Raw genomic sequence first — 15,560 nt, forward strand, 5'->3', positions numbered from 1 at the left:
TAGCCGCTACCGGGCCGTGAGGAGCTGGAACATGTAGTCGATCTCGGACTGCTGGGCGGTCACGATTGACCGCGCCAGGGAGGTCACGGCCACGTTGTCGCTGCGGTCCACGATGGCCCGGGCCATGACCACTCCGGCCTGGTGGTGCCGGATCATCAGCTCCAGATAGAGGCGTTCGGCCGCCGCGCCGGTGGAGGCTTCGAGTGCCGCCAGCTCCGCAGGGGTGGCCATGCCGGGCATCAGGGTTTCCGTTGTGGGGGTGGAGGCGTCCGCGCCGCTGCCGTGCGCAGCGTGGCCGCCGTCCTGCGTGGCGAGGCCGCCACCGTCGGACATCCACGCCATGGCGGGCGCGGTGGGCGCCTGCGGCAGCCCCCAGACGGAGAGCCAGCCGAACATTTGTCCGGCCTGCTGCTGCTGGGACCGGGCGATGTCATACGCGAGCCGGCGGATGTCCGGGTCGTCCGTGCGGTCCCGGACGAGCGTGCTCATCTCCACCGCCTGCAGGTGATGGACCTGCATGTCCCGGGCGAAGCCGGCCTCGGCGCTGCCCCCAGCGGGAAAAGCAGGGGGGAAAGCAGGGGCTGGTGCGGTGAGGCGGCCCAGGGCCCAGCCGGCGACGACGGCGAGCACGACGGCGGCGAGGACGGCGGCGAGGACGGCCAGCGGCCGCCGCACCCGGCTCCCGGCCGTACTGGCGGCAGCCTCTGCGCTCACGCGGTGCGGCCGGGCGCGTCAATGCCTCCGGTGCAGGCGGCACCGGGTTCGGGGGCATTCGGCGACTGCCAGAATTTGGTGACGAAGGCCTTGATCCGCTCGTCGGTGGGGGAGTCCACGCCCACCTGGGCGCCCCAGGCGGACAGCATGATCGGTGAGGCGGTTCCTGCCAGCGGGGAGAGGACGGTGTAGGTGCCGGGCAGCGCCTTCCGCAGGGTCTCAACGTCGGCCTCCGAGACAGCGGCCGGGTCATAGCTCGCCCAGACGGCGCCGTGCTCCAGCGCGTGGACCGCGTTCTCGGCCGGAACCGGCTGGGAGTAGACACCGCAGTTAAGCCAGGCGCTGGCATGGTCCCCGCCGACGGGCGGGGACTGCGGGTAGGACACCGGGGTGGCCACATGGGCGGAGGTCAGGTTCTCGAACGTCTGAAGGCCGGCGATCTCGATGCTCGCTGCCGAGGGCGGGGGCGGATCATTGATCAGCGCCACCGCGACCAGGGATCCCACCAGCGCCACGGCGACGGTACCGCCGCCGGCCCAGAGCAGCTTACGCTTCCGTGATTGCCGGGCCTGGGCCGCTTTGACGGCCTGAAGCCGGGCTGCCGTGTTCTCCCGCGCCTGTTTCGCCTTGCTGCCGCTCATGAAGATGGCCTCCCTTACCTGCTGCGTATTATTTGAACGTTCAACTGTGCATCTTATCGTCGATGCGGGTGCGGAGAAAGTCCCAGCCCCGCAGGCCAGGCGGGACCGACGGCGCCGTCGTCTTGGCCCCGCCGGGCGTGACCGGCCCCGGGCCGCGGCGCCGGCCCCGGGCCGCGGCGCCGGCCCCGGGACAAGGGCATCGCAGCGCAGCCGGGCGGGCCATCGGTACCTGGCCCCGCCCGCTGGGATAACCTAGAGCAGTGACTTACGAGATTGAAATTGGCCGTGGCAAGCGTGGGCGTCGTGCCTACTCCCTGGACGACATTGCGATTGTCCCCAACCGACGTACGCGTGACCCCAAGGACGTATCCGTCTCCTGGCAGATCGATGCCTACAAGTTCGACATGCCAGTCATCGCGGCGCCGATGGATTCGGCCATGTCCCCGGAAACCGTGATCGCCCTTGGCCGCCTCGGCGGACTCGGTGTCCTCGACCTCGAGGGCCTCTGGACCCGGTACGAGGACCCGCAGTCCGTGCTGGACCAGATCGCGGCGCTCCAGGACGAGACCAACAGCCCGGCCGTCACACGCCGCATGCAGGAGCTCTACCGGGCGCCCATCCAGCCCGAGCTGATCACCTCCCGGCTCGCCGAGATCCGGGCCGCGGGCGTGACGGTGGCAGGCTCGCTGACCCCGCAGCGGACCCAGGAACACTACAAGACCGTGGTGGCCGCCGGCGTCGACATCTTCGTGATCCGCGGAACCACCGTCTCGGCCGAGCACGTCTCCAAGGACCACAAGCCGCTGAACCTCAAGCAGTTCATCTACGAACTGGACGTCCCGGTGATCGTCGGCGGCGCCGCCGGCTACACCCCGGCGCTGCACCTGATGCGCACCGGCGCGGCCGGTGTGCTCGTCGGCTTCGGCGGGGGTGCCACCACGACCACCCGCCGCGCCCTCGGCATCCACTCGCCGATGGCCTCCGCCATCTCCGATGTCGCAGCGGCCCGCCGCGACTACATGGATGAGTCCGGCGGACGCTACGTCCACGTGATCGCCGACGGCGGCATGGGATCCTCCGGCGACATAGTCAAGGCCATGGCCATGGGCGCCGACGCCGTGATGCTGGGCAGCGCCCTGGCCCGCGCCGACGAAGCCCCCGGAAAGGGCTGGCACTGGGGCCAGGAGGCGCACCACCTTGAGCTTCCCCGTGGCGACAGGGTCAACGTCGGCACGGTGGGCCCGCTCGAGGAAGTCCTCTTCGGACCGGGCCACCACACCAACGGAACGTCCAACCTGATCGGTGCCCTGCGCCGTTCGATGGCAACCACGGGCTATTCGGACCTGAAGGAATTCCAGCGCGTCGACGTCGTCGTCTCGCCCTACGCCGGCAACTGACGTGCCCCTGCCCATCCGGAGAACTTGGACGTAGTCTGGTGCCCTACGAGGTTTGATCCCGATGGAGGCGTGACATGAACAGTTTTCCCGGCGGTTCTCCCGTGGCTGGCGGTGCCCTTGGGCCCGCGGAACGCGAAGCTTCACTCGCGGTGCTCAAGGGCACAACGGACCCCGGCAAGGAGCTCGACATCCTGATCGTCGGCGGAGGCATCGTCGGCACCGGCGCCGCCCTGGACGCCGTCACGCGCGGACTGAGCGTCGGGATCGTGGAGGCCAACGACTGGGCCGCGGGGACCTCCTCGCGGTCCTCGAAGCTCATCCACGGCGGCCTCCGGTACCTCGAAATGCTCGACTTTGGGCTGGTCAAGGAGGCATTGCACGAACGCGGACTCATTCTCTCCGTGCTGGCACCGCACCTTGCCCGGCCGGTTCCCTTCCTGTACCCGCTCACCAAGCCGTTCCTTGAGCGGCCCTATGTCGGCGCCGGGATCGCCCTGTATGACGTGATGTCCATCACCGGCGGGCACAGCCGCGGTGTCCCCTTCCACAAACACCTGAGCCGCCGCGGAACCCTGCGCGCCGCCCCGAGCCTCAAGGACGACGCCTTCGTCGGGTCCATCCGCTACTACGACGGCCAGGTCGACGACGCCAAGTACGTCGCCAACCTCATCCGCACCGCCGCCTACTACGGAGCCCACGCGGTGAACCAGATGTCCGTCGTGGACTTCTTGCGCGAGGGCGAACGCGTTGTTGGGGCCAAAGTGATCAACCACGAGGACGGCTCCACCTTCAACATCCACGCCAAACAGGTCATCAACGCCACCGGTGTCTGGACGGATGAGACCCAGGCCATGGTGACCGACCGCGGCCAGCTCAAGGTCCGCGCGTCCAAGGGGATCCACCTGGTGGTGCCGCGGGACCGCGTCCAGTCCACCGTGGGGCTGATCCTGCGGACCGAGAAGTCCGTGCTCTTCGTCATTCCGTGGGGCAGGCACTGGATCATCGGGACCACCGATACCGACTGGCATCTGGACAAGGCCCACCCGGCGGCCTCCAGCAAGGACATTGACTACATCCTGGAGCACGTGAACAAGGTCCTGAAGCGGCCACTCACCCGCGAAGACGTCGAGGGTGTCTATGCCGGGCTGCGCCCGCTGCTGGCGGGGGAGAACGATTCCACCGCCAAGCTCTCCCGCGAGCACGTCGTGGCGCACCCCGTGCCCGGACTTGTGGTGGTGGCCGGCGGCAAATGGACCACCTACCGGGTGATGGCCAAGGACGCCGTCGACGAGGCGACCCGCAGCATGGACGAACGCGTCCCGCCAAGCTGCACGGAATCCATACCGTTGCTGGGCGCCAGCGGCTTCAAGGCCGCCTGGAACAAACGGAACCGGATGGCGGAAGAAACCGGCGTCCACGTGGCACGGATCGAGCACCTGCTCAACCGCTACGGTGCCATGGCCCCCGAAGTGCTGGCCCTCATCACCGCACACCCCGAACTGGCGGAACCACTGCCGGGCGCGGACGACTACCTCGCCGCCGAGGCCGTCTATGCCGCCACCCACGAAGGGGCCCGCCACGTGCAGGACGTGCTGACCCGGCGTACCCGTATTTCCATCGAGGCCTGGGACCGCGGTGTGTCCGCCGCTCCGGTAGTCGCTAAACTGATGGGGGAAGTTCTCGGCTGGAGCGATGTGCAGCGCGAGAGTGAAATCAAGCATTACCTGGCCCGGGTTGACGCCGAACGGCTGAGCCAGGAGCAACCGGATGATGAGTCCGCCGACGCCGCACGAATGGGCGTCGAGGACATCGTTCCGCTGCGCTGACCGGCAACGCCGGACGGCAGCCCGAATCCCCAGGCTGCCGGACGGCGCGCACTCACGCCACTTCGAAGGGACACCTCTTGGCGGAACCACTGGACAGGTATGACGCCGGACTCACCACCCCCGAGATGGTGGTCCTTGAGATGGATGCCACGGACAAGCTCGACGCCACGTCGCAGCTGGCGGAACGGATGTATGCCGCCGGACGGATCTCCGATCTGGAGGGTTTCCTCAAGCACGTCAACGCGCGCGAGCATCAGCTCGCCACCGGGCTTCCGGGCGGCATCGGCCTGCCCCATGCCCGCAGTGAATTCGTCGCACGGACCTCGATTGCCGTCGGCATCACGAAGTACGGCAGGTCCCTCGACTTCGGCGCCGCCGACGGCCCGGCAACGGTGGTCCTTCTGATCGCGACGCCGGCCAGCTCCTTCTCAGACCACCTGGAAGTACTTGCCACGCTGGCGCGCTCGCTGTCCAAGGAATCGTTCCGCGAGTCGCTCCGCCGGGCCTACGATCCCGAAGTGATCGCGGAGCTCATCAACTCAAGCCTGGTCTTCTTCGACCACTGACAACATCTGTGCCACCGGCCCGTTTCGTGTCGGCTTCGTCGCCACGCAGGGACCCGGCCGCCACGCAGGGACCCGGCCGCCCGTTAGGGACCCGGCCGCCCCGCTCTAGGGGAGTTTCCTAGCTAGCGGTTTCTACACTCGGAAGGAATCGGGCCGCATCCGTGGTCTCGTGTACCGACGTGGCTGAATTCTCCGCCATCGTCGATGAACTCACCGATCGCTACACCGCTTGGCCGGCACCACCGGACTCTCCGTCGTCTTCGATGCCGGACGCATTCACCGAACTTGCAGGCAAAAACAATGACGGGGATTCGACCAGACTCTGGCCAAAGCCACCCGCCAGTTGTGCCAAGCCGCCGCGACCTGGCCCGTGGCGGACCCGGCGCGGCGACAGCCAGGTCCAGGCCGGACCGAAACCCCTTGCTGACCAGGGCAAACGCCGCTGCCCCCGCCACAGCCCGGAAACTCCCGCTGGACATGGCCAGCGCGAACTGACGGCGACGACCATTGGTCGCCGGCGCCGCCCATAAATGTCGCCGCCTCTTAAATGTCAGCACCTCTTACTGTCGGTGCCTCCTGATGTACTGAGTGTATGGAAAGCAGAGCAGCCTGGAGTGTGGAGAGCAGGGACGCCCTGACGGCCGTCGCCGCGTCCGCTGCCGTGCTTGCCGCCTTCACCGGCCCAGGCGTTGATCGGACTGATCCGCCCGGCGCCGATCCGCTGCGAGACGTCGATCCGTTGCGAAGCGCTGATCCGCCCGCCGATCCGTTGCGGGATCTGGCGGATGCCTGCCTGGACGGGCTCGCCGACCTGGCCCGGCTCGAAGCCCGGACCGCCGCGCTGAAGGTCAGGCTGGCCGCCGAATACCTGCAGGCAACCAGGGCCCTGGCCTCCCCGGCGGCGTCCCCGCAGCAACGCACCGCCCGGGAGATGGCCCTGGTCGCCGAGGTCGCCTGTGTCCTGACCGTCAGCGAACGGACCGCCGGAGCCCTCCTGTCCGAATGCCAGGCGCTGACGACGGCGCTGCCGCTGACCCTGCGGGCCCTTCAGGCCGGGACGATCTCCTGGCAGCACGCCCGGATCATCGTCGACGAAACCACCAGCCTGGATCCCGCCGGAGCGGCCGCCCTCGAAGCGCACTTCCTGGACCCCGCCGCACCGAACCCCGCCCGCGGCTGCCCGGCCGGGGACCTCGTCCCGAACCGGTTCCGCGCCAAGGCCCGCACCTGGCGGGAACGCCACCACCTGGCCAGCATCGAAAAACGCCACACCAAAAGCGCCGCGGACCGGCGGGTCGAATACACCCCGGACCGGGACGGCATGGCCTGGCTCTCCGCCTACCTCCCGGCCGATACCGCCGCCGGGATCTGGGAACGGACCACCGCCGCCGCCCGCGCCCTCCAGGGCCCGGCCGAGGCCCGGCCCCTCTCCCAGCTCCGCGCCGACATCGCCGCCACCTGGCTCCTCACCAGCCACACCCCCGGCACCGGAACCACAGGCGGAGCGGCCGACGGCGGCACCGGCATGCCCGGCGACGGCACCCGCACGGGCGGGAGCGGCATGGGTCAGTGCGTGGCCGGGGGTGTCCCGTCCCCGCGGGCGCAGGTCCTGATCACCGTCCCGGTCCTGTCCCTCCTCGGCCTCACGGACGAACCGGCCACCCTGGACGGGTACGGGCCTATCCCGCCGTCGATGGCCCGCCGCCTGATCGCCGACGGCGCCGACTCCTTCTACCGCGTCCTGACCGACCCCCGTGACGGCGCACCCCTGGAAATCGGACGGACCAGCTACCGCCTCAACAAGGCCCAGCGTCAATGGCTCCGGCTCCGCGACGCCAAGTGCCCCTTCCCCGGCTGCAACAACCACTCCCTGGACAACGAGGCAGACCACCTCCTGGCCTGGGCCGACGGCGGCACCACCGGCATCTCGAATCTCGGACAGCCGTGTCCCCGTCACCACCGCCTCAAACACGGCTCCGCCTGGCAACCAACCGGCGCCAGCAAGAACGAACCACCTGGCTGGATTTCACCGTCGGGTCGGCACTACCCCAGCGAACAGCAGGACTGGGAACCACCCCGCTGGCGGCACCACATCCCGACCACAGACATAGACACAGACACGGACACAGGCCTGGGCCGAGGCCCGCCCGCGGATCGAGGACAACATCCGGACCCGGATCCAACCAGGCACCTGTGCCCGGACCCCGGCCCAGACCCCGGCCGGGATCCCGAACTGGAACTGCCCCCGGACCCCTTCCCGGACTGGCACTCATTCCCGGACCGGCCCCAATTCACCGCCTGGCACCCATTGCCCGCCGAAGACCCGGACGATCCGGGCTGGCCAGCACCCCTCGACGACCCCATCCCGGAATGGCTCATGTTCCTCACTTCAGACAGCGCCTACCAGGGTTGCCGGGTTATCGGGGTTCTGATCGTTTGAACCGAACCAAAAACAGCTGTCTGCCGTGAGTGTCCGGTGTGTCGGATGATCGTCGCCACGTAGGGACCCTCCTGCCCACTCTTGGGGCAGGCTCCCGGGGCCCGTTTCGTTGTTCTACACGAGGACGAAGTACGGTTAAGGGGTGCTGAAAACTGCCCTTAGACCCCGATGGATTGCAGGCCTCTTGTTTGCGATCGTCATTTCCGGGGTGTTTGTGCTGCTGAGCCAGTGGCAGTTCGGCCGCTCCACGCAGGCCGAGGTCCCGGTCGCGACGACAACCGAGGAACACAAGCCGCTGACCTCAGTGCTGCAGCCGGGAAATTTCTTCCCGGGATCCGTCGCGGACCAGAAAACGACGGCCACGGGCAGCTATGACCCGCAGAAGCAGGTCCTGGTTCCGGGCCGCCTGCACGACGGCGCGAAGGGTTACTGGATCGTGTCTGCGTTCGCCGTCACGGATGCTCCTGCCCTGGCCGGCGTGGGCGCCTCGCCGCAGACCTGGATCCCGGTTGCCCGCGGCTGGGTGGCAGATCCTGCGGATGTCGTGGCGCCGCCTTCGGGCACCATTAAACTCACCGGCCGGCTCATCCCGTCCGAGGCCCCGCTTCCCAACACCGATGCCGGCCCCGGACGGGCCACCGCCGTCTCCGTCGCCGAGCTCATCAACATCTGGGAGGTCAGCAGCTACCCCGGGTTCATCGCCGCAGACACCGAGCTGGCCGGCACCACGGATGTCGGTGCGGCCGCCGTCGGCGGCGATCTGAAGCCGCTGAACATCGGGCCGCAGCCCCCCGCCCAGAAAGTCAACTGGCTGAACCTCTTCTACGCCGCCGAGTGGGTAGTCTTTGCTGGCTTCGCGCTCTTCATCTGGTGGCGCCTGGTCAAGGACGACTACCGCCGCGGGCTGGAAGACGCACTCGACGAGGAGCAGGCCGCGCAGGCGTCCGCCGCCGACGAGAGGCACCCCGCCGGACCACACCCCACCGAAGCCCGTCCCACAGAACCGAAAGTGCAATCATGATCGAGCCCCAGCCGGCCATCCAGCCGCAGCAGTCCCACGGAACGGGAAGCGCCAACGGCAAGAAACGCCGCTTCGGCGGAACCGAGGCACAGATCCGCTCCGCCCTGAAGTTCTACAAGGTGCTTGCCTACCTCACCGGAACCATGCTGCTGCTGCTCTGCGCCGAACTGATCGCCCGGTACGCGTTCGGCCAGTACCTGTTTGCGGGCGGCACCAACGCCGCCACCGGACAGGCCCACGGATTCGGATTTGCAGATGCCGAGCCGGCCGGTGTTATTGGCGGGCTGAACCTCTCCGTTGCAGTCCTGATCGTGCATGGCTGGATGTACGTCGTGTACCTCATTTCCAACTTCCGCCTGTGGTCCCTCATGCGCTGGCCGTTCGCCAAGCTCATCGCGATGGCGCTCGGCGGCGTCGTCCCGTTCCTGTCCTTCTTCGTCGAGAAGAAGTTCCACGCCGACGTTGACGCGGAGCTCGCCGCGAACCCGCAGGCGCCGCAGCGCTACTGAACGGGAGCCGCCCGGGCCGGAAGCGGCAGCCCGCCGGCCGTCGTCGGACGCCGTCGGCCGCTGGGGTGCAGATCAGGGCGCTTCGGCGTGTCCGAACCGCCCTGATCTGCCCCCGCGGCGGGTCCGGACTTTCCGGAGCGGCGCCCGTGTGAGTTCGCTCACCCGGCGGCTCATTGCGGGGCCGGACCGTCTTTTCAAGGTGCGGGCGGGCGGCGGTGCAAAGTAGGCTAGTACGGTGACTACTCCCACTGCATCCCAGACGTCCCACAAGCCCGTGCTGGTTGTTGACTACGGTGCCCAGTACGCGCAGCTGATCGCCCGCCGCGTCCGGGAAGCGAATGTGTATTCGGAAGTGGTTCCGCATACCTACAGCACCGAGCAGCTGCTGGCCAAGAATCCGGCCGCCATCATTCTCTCCGGCGGCCCCGCGAGCGTCTACGCCGAAGGCGCCCCCAGCGTCGGCGCGGACCTCTTCGAGGCCGGAATCCCGGTCTTCGGCATCTGCTACGGCTTCCAGGCCATGGCCAATGCCCTCGGCGGCAAGGTGGCCCAGACGGGGCTCCGCGAGTACGGCGCCACCGAAACCACGACGGTCGGCGAGGCCCGCTCCATCCTGGAGGGCATGCCCCAGCACCAGAGCACGTGGATGAGCCACGGCGACTCCGTGCACGAGGCCCCGGAGGGCTTCGAGGTCCTCGCGACGACGGCGGGCGCCGACGTTGCCGCCTTCGCCAACGAGGCGAAGGGCCTCTACGGCGTGCAGTGGCACCCCGAGGTGAAGCACTCCGCCTACGGCCAGGAGGTCCTGGAGAACTTCCTGTTCAAGGGCGCCAAGCTGGAACCGAACTGGACCACGGGCAACATCCTCGACGAGCAGATCGAGCGGATCCGCGAACAGATCGGCGACGCCCGCGTCATCTGCGGCCTGTCCGGCGGCGTCGATTCCGCCGTCGCCGCAGCCTTGGTCCAGCGTGCCGTAGGCGACCAGCTGACCTGTGTTTTCGTGGACCATGGACTGCTGCGCGAGGGCGAAGCCGAACAGGTCGAACGCGACTTTGTGGCCGCGACGGGCGTCAAGCTCTACGTTGCCAACGAGCAGGAGCGCTTCCTGGCCGCCCTGGCCGGCGTCAGCGACCCGGAAACCAAACGTAAGATCATCGGCCGCGAATTCATCCGCGCGTTCGAGGAAGCCGAGCTGGCCATCATCTCCGAGGCGGCCGCGCACGGCGAGAAGATCAGGTTCCTCGTCCAGGGCACCCTGTACCCCGACGTCGTCGAATCCGGCGGCGGCGAAGGCTCGGCGAACATCAAGAGCCACCACAACGTGGGCGGCCTGCCGGAGGACCTGCAGTTCGAACTCGTGGAGCCGCTGCGGGCCCTGTTCAAGGATGAAGTCCGTGCCGTCGGCGCGCAGCTTGGCCTGCCGCAGGAGATCGTCGGGCGCCAGCCGTTCCCGGGCCCGGGCCTTGGCATCCGGATTGTTGGCGAGGTCACCAAGGAGCGCCTGGACCTCCTGCGCAAGGCGGACGCCATTGCCCGCGCCGAACTGACCGCCGCCGGGCTGGACAACGAGGTATGGCAGATGCCGGTGGTGCTGCTGGCAGATGTCCGCAGCGTCGGCGTCATGGGCGACGGCCGCACCTACGGCCACCCGATCGTGCTGCGTCCCGTGTCCTCCGAAGACGCGATGACCGCCGACTGGTCACGGCTTCCGTACGATCTGCTGGCCCGGATCTCCAACCGGATCACGAACGAAGTGGACGGGGTCAACCGTGTAGTGCTGGACGTGACCAGCAAGCCGCCGGGAACCATCGAGTGGGAATAGCCTGGTGAACACAGGCGTCTGAAATGGCCGGCCTCCTGACGGGGCCGGCCATTTTGTGTGTGTACGGTATTTTGAGCCGGGTAGTCTCATAGGGCCATTTCCGGTCCAATTTGACCGGCGCCAGTGTTGCGGGCTCTTCCTCGCGGCCGATTCGGGCTACGCTCGAAGGCATGCCGGTATGGACCAAGGCGCCGCGCGCGAGCACCGAAAACGCTAGCACCGGAAACGCGAGCACCGAAAACGTGAGTACCGGCAACGCGAGCCCAGAAAAAGCGAGCACAGAAAAGAAGGCAGCAGTGTCAGTTGGTCAAGGCCACCCCGGCGGCTCCGAGGAGCTCAGGAAATGGCTGTCGGGGCTCAAGCCCGTCACCGGAGCAGATACGATGCTGCGCTTCACCAAGACGCCCGAAGGCTCCATCGACCTGACCAACGCGCACCCGTCCGGCCTGGCCCAGCTGATGGCGGGACGGCGTACCCGGCTTTCCACCCTGATCCGCGACCGCCAGCAGTATGTCGTCGCCGCCCGCGCCTCACGGAACCTGCGCTCGAAGATCTTCGAGCTGGCCAACGACCGCGGCATCGATGCGGGCTACTTCTCCGCCGGTACGGTCGTCTGGACTTCCGCCGTCGGGGGCAAGCCGCAGCGCGTCTCAGCCCCCGTCATGCTCATCGCCATTTCCCTCACCGTCCGGCCGGGTGAGGACGATTACGAACTGCAGCTGACCGAACAGGCCCGGATCAACCCGGCCCTGATCCGCCATCTGAAGACCATTCACGGGATCGTCTTCGACGTCAGTGCCGTGACCCGGATGGCCTACAGCACCGCCCGCTTCGATCCGCAGCCGGTCCTGGACCGCCTCGGCACGCTCATCCAGCCCATCCATGGTGCCGACATTGAACACAACCTCCTCGTGTCCACGTTCTCGGACCTGTCCGGCAACCTGGAGGACCCCTGGATCAACGAGAACAATGCGCTCGTCTCGGCCCTGGCGCGTGCCGCCGCGGGGGTGCCACTGAAGCTGCCCGAACTCAAGACCGGCCGCTTCCCGAGCACCGATGCACGCAATCCCGCCGAGGAACTGCTGCTGCTCGACGCCGACGCGGAGCAGCAGTACGTCGTGGATGCGGTCCGGGCGGGGGACTCGCTCGTCGTGAGCAGTCCGCCGGGGACCGGCCAGACCCAGACCGCCATCAACACCATCGGCGCCCTCGTTGATGAAGGAAAGACCGTCCTGGTGGTGGGGGACCGGCGCGCCAGCCTGGGCGAGCTCTCCTCCCAGCTCGAGACGCTCGGACTAGATTCGGTGCTCTTCCAGGTTTCCGGCAACGCGACGCCGCTGCAGCTCAAAGGCCAGCTGGTCCGGGCGATTGTGCGCAATGAGAAGTCCCTCGAGCCGCAGCTGAGCAACCTTCACACCACCCTGACCGAGCACCGCCACGCCCTCATGGACCACGTCGCGTCGCTCCATAACGTCCGCCAGCGCTGGGGGTGCTCGCCGTACGAGGCGATGCAGTCGCTGGCCGAGCTGACGTCGATCCAGCCGGCGCCGGCCACCACGGTGCGGCTCAAGCGCAGCGTGCTGGACAGCATCCGGGACCGCGAGGAGCTCGCCGGGCGGCTCCGCCGGGCTGCCGAACTGGGCAGTTTCAACCGCGCCTCCACCACCAGCCCCTGGCACGGGGCCCGGCTCCTGACCCGCAAGGAAACCCAGGAAGCCCAGCAGGTGGCCGGGTCCGTGGCAGAGAAGCTGCCGCTGTTGCGCGAGCGCATGGACGGCGTCGCCGAACACGCCGAGATCCGCCTCGGCAGCACGTTTGCCGAATGGGGCGAGCAGATCGAACTCCTGGTCGCCGTGCGCGAAAGCCTCGACAAGTTCACCCCGGACATCTTCGACCGGCCGGTCCACGACCTCATTTCCGCGACCGCAGCCTCCTCCTGGCGGCGTGAACGGAACATCGAGATGCCGTCCATGCAGCGCTCCCGGCTGCGCCGCGTCGCCAAGGAATACGTCCGCCCGGGCGTCCACATCGCCGATCTCCACAGTTCGCTCGTCCTCGTCCAGGATCAGCGGGCCGCCTGGTCCGGCTACGCCACGACGCAGCGCCACCCCGCGGTCCCTTCGGGCCTCGCCGAGATCACGGCGCTCTACCGCGAGCTCGGGGCGGAGCTGTTCGACCTGGGCCTGGCCGTAAAGCACACAGATGCCGGCGGCGAGCTGCTGTCCACGCCCTACGAACAGCTCATGGCACGCCTGGAAGGGCTGGTCGCCGACACGGGCACCCTGGAAACGCTGCCGGAGCGCACGCTGCTGGTGGAAAACATGCGGGAACACGGCCTGGGCGAACTGCTTGCCGACCTGGCCGAACGCGAGGTGCCGGCGGAATCGGTGGCGGCGGAACTCGAGCTGGCGTGGTGGCAGTCCGCGCTGGAGGCCATGATCAGCGGCGACGACTACCTCGCCATGTCCGACGGCGACGCGCTGCGCCAGCTCGAGGCGGAGTACCGCCTCGCAGACAATGCCCACATCGCCAGCGGCGCTGCCCGCCTGCGCTGGAAGCTTGCCGAACGCTGGCGGGCGGCCGTCGCGGAGAACCCGCGCCAGGCGGACCTCTTGCGCAGCCTGCTCAAGGACGGCCGCGTAACCCTCGCCGCCCTGACCGGACAGGCCCCGGAACTGCTGCCGATGCTGGTGCCGGTGTGGTCGGTCAGCCCCTACCTGATGTCCGGCCTGCTGCCGATCGAGCAGACGTTCGACGCCGTGGTCATCCTCGACGCCGAGTCGACCTCACTGCAGGCCGTCCTCCCCGCCATCGCCCGGGCCCAGCAGGTCGTTGCCTTTGGCGACGACCGGATCTCCAGCCCCAGGACGTTTACCGTCGGCGTGGAGCGGCTCGCCGCCGGTGAAAGCTCCCACCAGGGCGTTGAAAGCGCCTACCGGGCCCTGGCCGCTGTGGTGCCGGTCTGGGAGCTGCGGACTGTGTACCGCGCGGTCGATGAAGACCTCGTCCGGCAGCTGAGCAAGGGCTTCTACGACGGCGGGCTCCGCCGGCTTCCGGAGGGCCAGTCCGCGACCGGGCTGGACCGTGCCCTGACCCTGGAATACCTGCCGGACGGTACCGGGCTGCCCAGCGCGGACCAGGACGGGGTCGAATCTGTCGTCGCCGAAGTGAACCGCGCCGTCGAGCTCGTCTTCGAGCACGCCCGCCTCCGGCCCCGGACCTCCCTGGCGGTTGTCACGGGCAGCCTCCGCCACGCCGCCCGAATCGGTGAGTCCATCCGGCTGCAGCTACCCAACTATCCGCTGCTGGCAAGCTTCTTCACCGCAGGGGACGAATCCTTCCGGGTGGTGGATCTGGACCGCGCCCAGGGCCTGGTCCGCGACCACGTGATCTTCTCCCCGGGCTATGGGCGGACCCCGCACGGGCGTGCCTTGCACAACCTCGGCCCGCTCTCGGCGGAGGGCGGCCGGGCCAAGTTTGCCCTCGCCATGACACGCGCCCGCCGCTCCCTGCACGTGCTTAGCTGCTTCCGTCCCGAAGATCTGGACGTGACCCGGCTCAGCCACGGAGCGGTGGACTTCTACGAGCTGCTGGACCGTGAGATTGCAGGCAACTCTGATCTGGGCAGCCCCGCATCCCGGGCCGCCGCCAGCGAGCAGGCCCTTGGCGCCGACCCGTTGGTGGCCGACCTGGGCGACCGGCTCCGGGCCCGCGGCGCACGGGTCTGGCACCAGTACGACGGAGTCTTGAACATGGTGGCCGCAGCGGACCCGCTGAACACCATCGGCCAGGACGACGCCGAGATCCCACGCCCCGTGGCCATCGAATCCGACGGAACCGAGCAGTACCGGCGGATGACCGTGCGCGAACGCAGCAGGCTCCGGCCGCAGCAGCTGGAGCGGCTCGGCTGGCGCTACATGCCGCTGTGGACCATAGAGGTTTTCACCGACCCTTCGGCATGTGCCGACCGGATCGGCGGATACCTTGGGCTGGAGAAGCCGGCGGTGTCCAGCCGAAACAGGACCTCGCCGGGCTTCTTCGACGATGACGTGGAGAACCTGGCAGTCAACGATGCACAGGCCGCCGAAGAGCGGGCGACATCCGAGCGGACCACGTCCGGGCGGGCCACGTCCGGCTGGCCGGACAACGCGCGACAGCAAGCAGCAGCAACAATGGGCAGTAAGGAGGCCGACGGCATGAGTGCAGACGGCGATATCCAGAACAACAGCATCCCGGACACAGGCAAGGGCGGCAGTTCCCCGGCCGAGCACCACGGCAACCCTGCCGCCGAGCAGAACGCAGCCGAGCCTGGCGCGCCGCAAGCCGCGGGCGATTCCGCCGCGACCGCCAACAGTGTCTTGCCCGACGGCGGTTTGCCCGAAGGCGGTGTGCCGAGCGGTGTGGTGCCGAACGGTGTGCCCGGCGCCGCGACTGCCGGCGGTGTGCCGAACGGTGTACCCGACGCCGCGACTGCCGACGGTGTCTTGCCCGACGGCGTATTGCCGAACAAGGCGGCTGAGGACGACCCTCGCCGCTGGGGCGACCAGCCCGACAGCTACGATCACGACTCCTGGCTGCAGGAACAGAAGCCCCCGCACTGGGGGTAGCAACAGGCGGGCCG

The 15,560-nt window shown here is 68.5% G+C and carries 10 protein-coding genes; 8 read left to right on the forward strand and 2 right to left on the reverse strand.

The features are described 5' to 3' along the window. Positions 1–6 precede the first annotated feature (6 nt). Complete coding sequence (locus tag ABIB26_RS07075; protein ID WP_354240848.1) at positions 7–714, reverse strand: DUF305 domain-containing protein; 708 nt, start codon at positions 712–714, stop codon at positions 7–9. Then, positions 711–1,355: a thioredoxin-like domain-containing protein gene (locus ABIB26_RS07080; RefSeq protein WP_354240850.1), complete on the reverse strand. Its 645-nt coding sequence runs from the start codon at positions 1,353–1,355 to the stop codon at positions 711–713. Before ABIB26_RS07080 ends, ABIB26_RS07075 begins: the two co-directional genes overlap by 4 nt. Before the next feature lie 260 nt (positions 1,356–1,615). Between ABIB26_RS07080 and ABIB26_RS07085 the strand changes: the two genes are divergently transcribed. From ABIB26_RS07085 to ABIB26_RS07120, 8 genes are all read left to right on the forward strand, one after another. Next, positions 1,616–2,752 carry a GuaB3 family IMP dehydrogenase-related protein gene (locus tag ABIB26_RS07085; RefSeq protein WP_354240852.1) on the forward strand — a complete coding sequence of 379 codons (1,137 nt, stop codon included), beginning with the start codon at positions 1,616–1,618 and terminating at the stop codon, positions 2,750–2,752. Between the two features lie 74 nt (positions 2,753–2,826). Next, positions 2,827–4,578 (forward strand): glycerol-3-phosphate dehydrogenase/oxidase, encoded by a 1,752-nt coding sequence (locus ABIB26_RS07090; protein ID WP_354240853.1) that lies wholly within the window; start codon positions 2,827–2,829, stop codon positions 4,576–4,578. A gap of 77 nt (positions 4,579–4,655) precedes the next feature. After that, positions 4,656–5,144 carry a PTS sugar transporter subunit IIA gene (locus ABIB26_RS07095; protein ID WP_354240855.1) on the forward strand — a complete coding sequence of 163 codons (489 nt, stop codon included), beginning with the start codon at positions 4,656–4,658 and terminating at the stop codon, positions 5,142–5,144. Between the two features lie 592 nt (positions 5,145–5,736). Further along, positions 5,737–7,584 carry an HNH endonuclease signature motif containing protein gene (locus ABIB26_RS07100; protein WP_354240857.1) on the forward strand — a complete coding sequence of 616 codons (1,848 nt, stop codon included), beginning with the start codon at positions 5,737–5,739 and terminating at the stop codon, positions 7,582–7,584. Positions 7,585–7,726: 142 nt separating this feature from the next. After that, positions 7,727–8,605 carry an SURF1 family protein gene (locus ABIB26_RS07105; protein WP_354240859.1) on the forward strand — a complete coding sequence of 293 codons (879 nt, stop codon included), beginning with the start codon at positions 7,727–7,729 and terminating at the stop codon, positions 8,603–8,605. Further along, positions 8,602–9,114: a DUF3817 domain-containing protein gene (locus ABIB26_RS07110; protein WP_354240861.1), complete on the forward strand. Its 513-nt coding sequence runs from the start codon at positions 8,602–8,604 to the stop codon at positions 9,112–9,114. The genes ABIB26_RS07105 and ABIB26_RS07110 overlap by 4 nt, the downstream gene beginning before the upstream one ends. Before the next feature lie 235 nt (positions 9,115–9,349). Further along, positions 9,350–10,939 (forward strand): glutamine-hydrolyzing GMP synthase, encoded by a 1,590-nt coding sequence (guaA, locus tag ABIB26_RS07115; protein WP_354240863.1) that lies wholly within the window; start codon positions 9,350–9,352, stop codon positions 10,937–10,939. 296 nt (positions 10,940–11,235) lie between these two features. Next, positions 11,236–15,546 carry an AAA family ATPase gene (locus ABIB26_RS07120; RefSeq protein WP_354240865.1) on the forward strand — a complete coding sequence of 1,437 codons (4,311 nt, stop codon included), beginning with the start codon at positions 11,236–11,238 and terminating at the stop codon, positions 15,544–15,546. Positions 15,547–15,560: the final 14 nt, after the last annotated feature.

Origin of the sequence: Arthrobacter sp. UYEF20 (assembly GCF_040546335.1) — a bacterium.
In the GTDB taxonomy this organism is placed as follows: domain Bacteria; phylum Actinomycetota; class Actinomycetes; order Actinomycetales; family Micrococcaceae; genus Arthrobacter.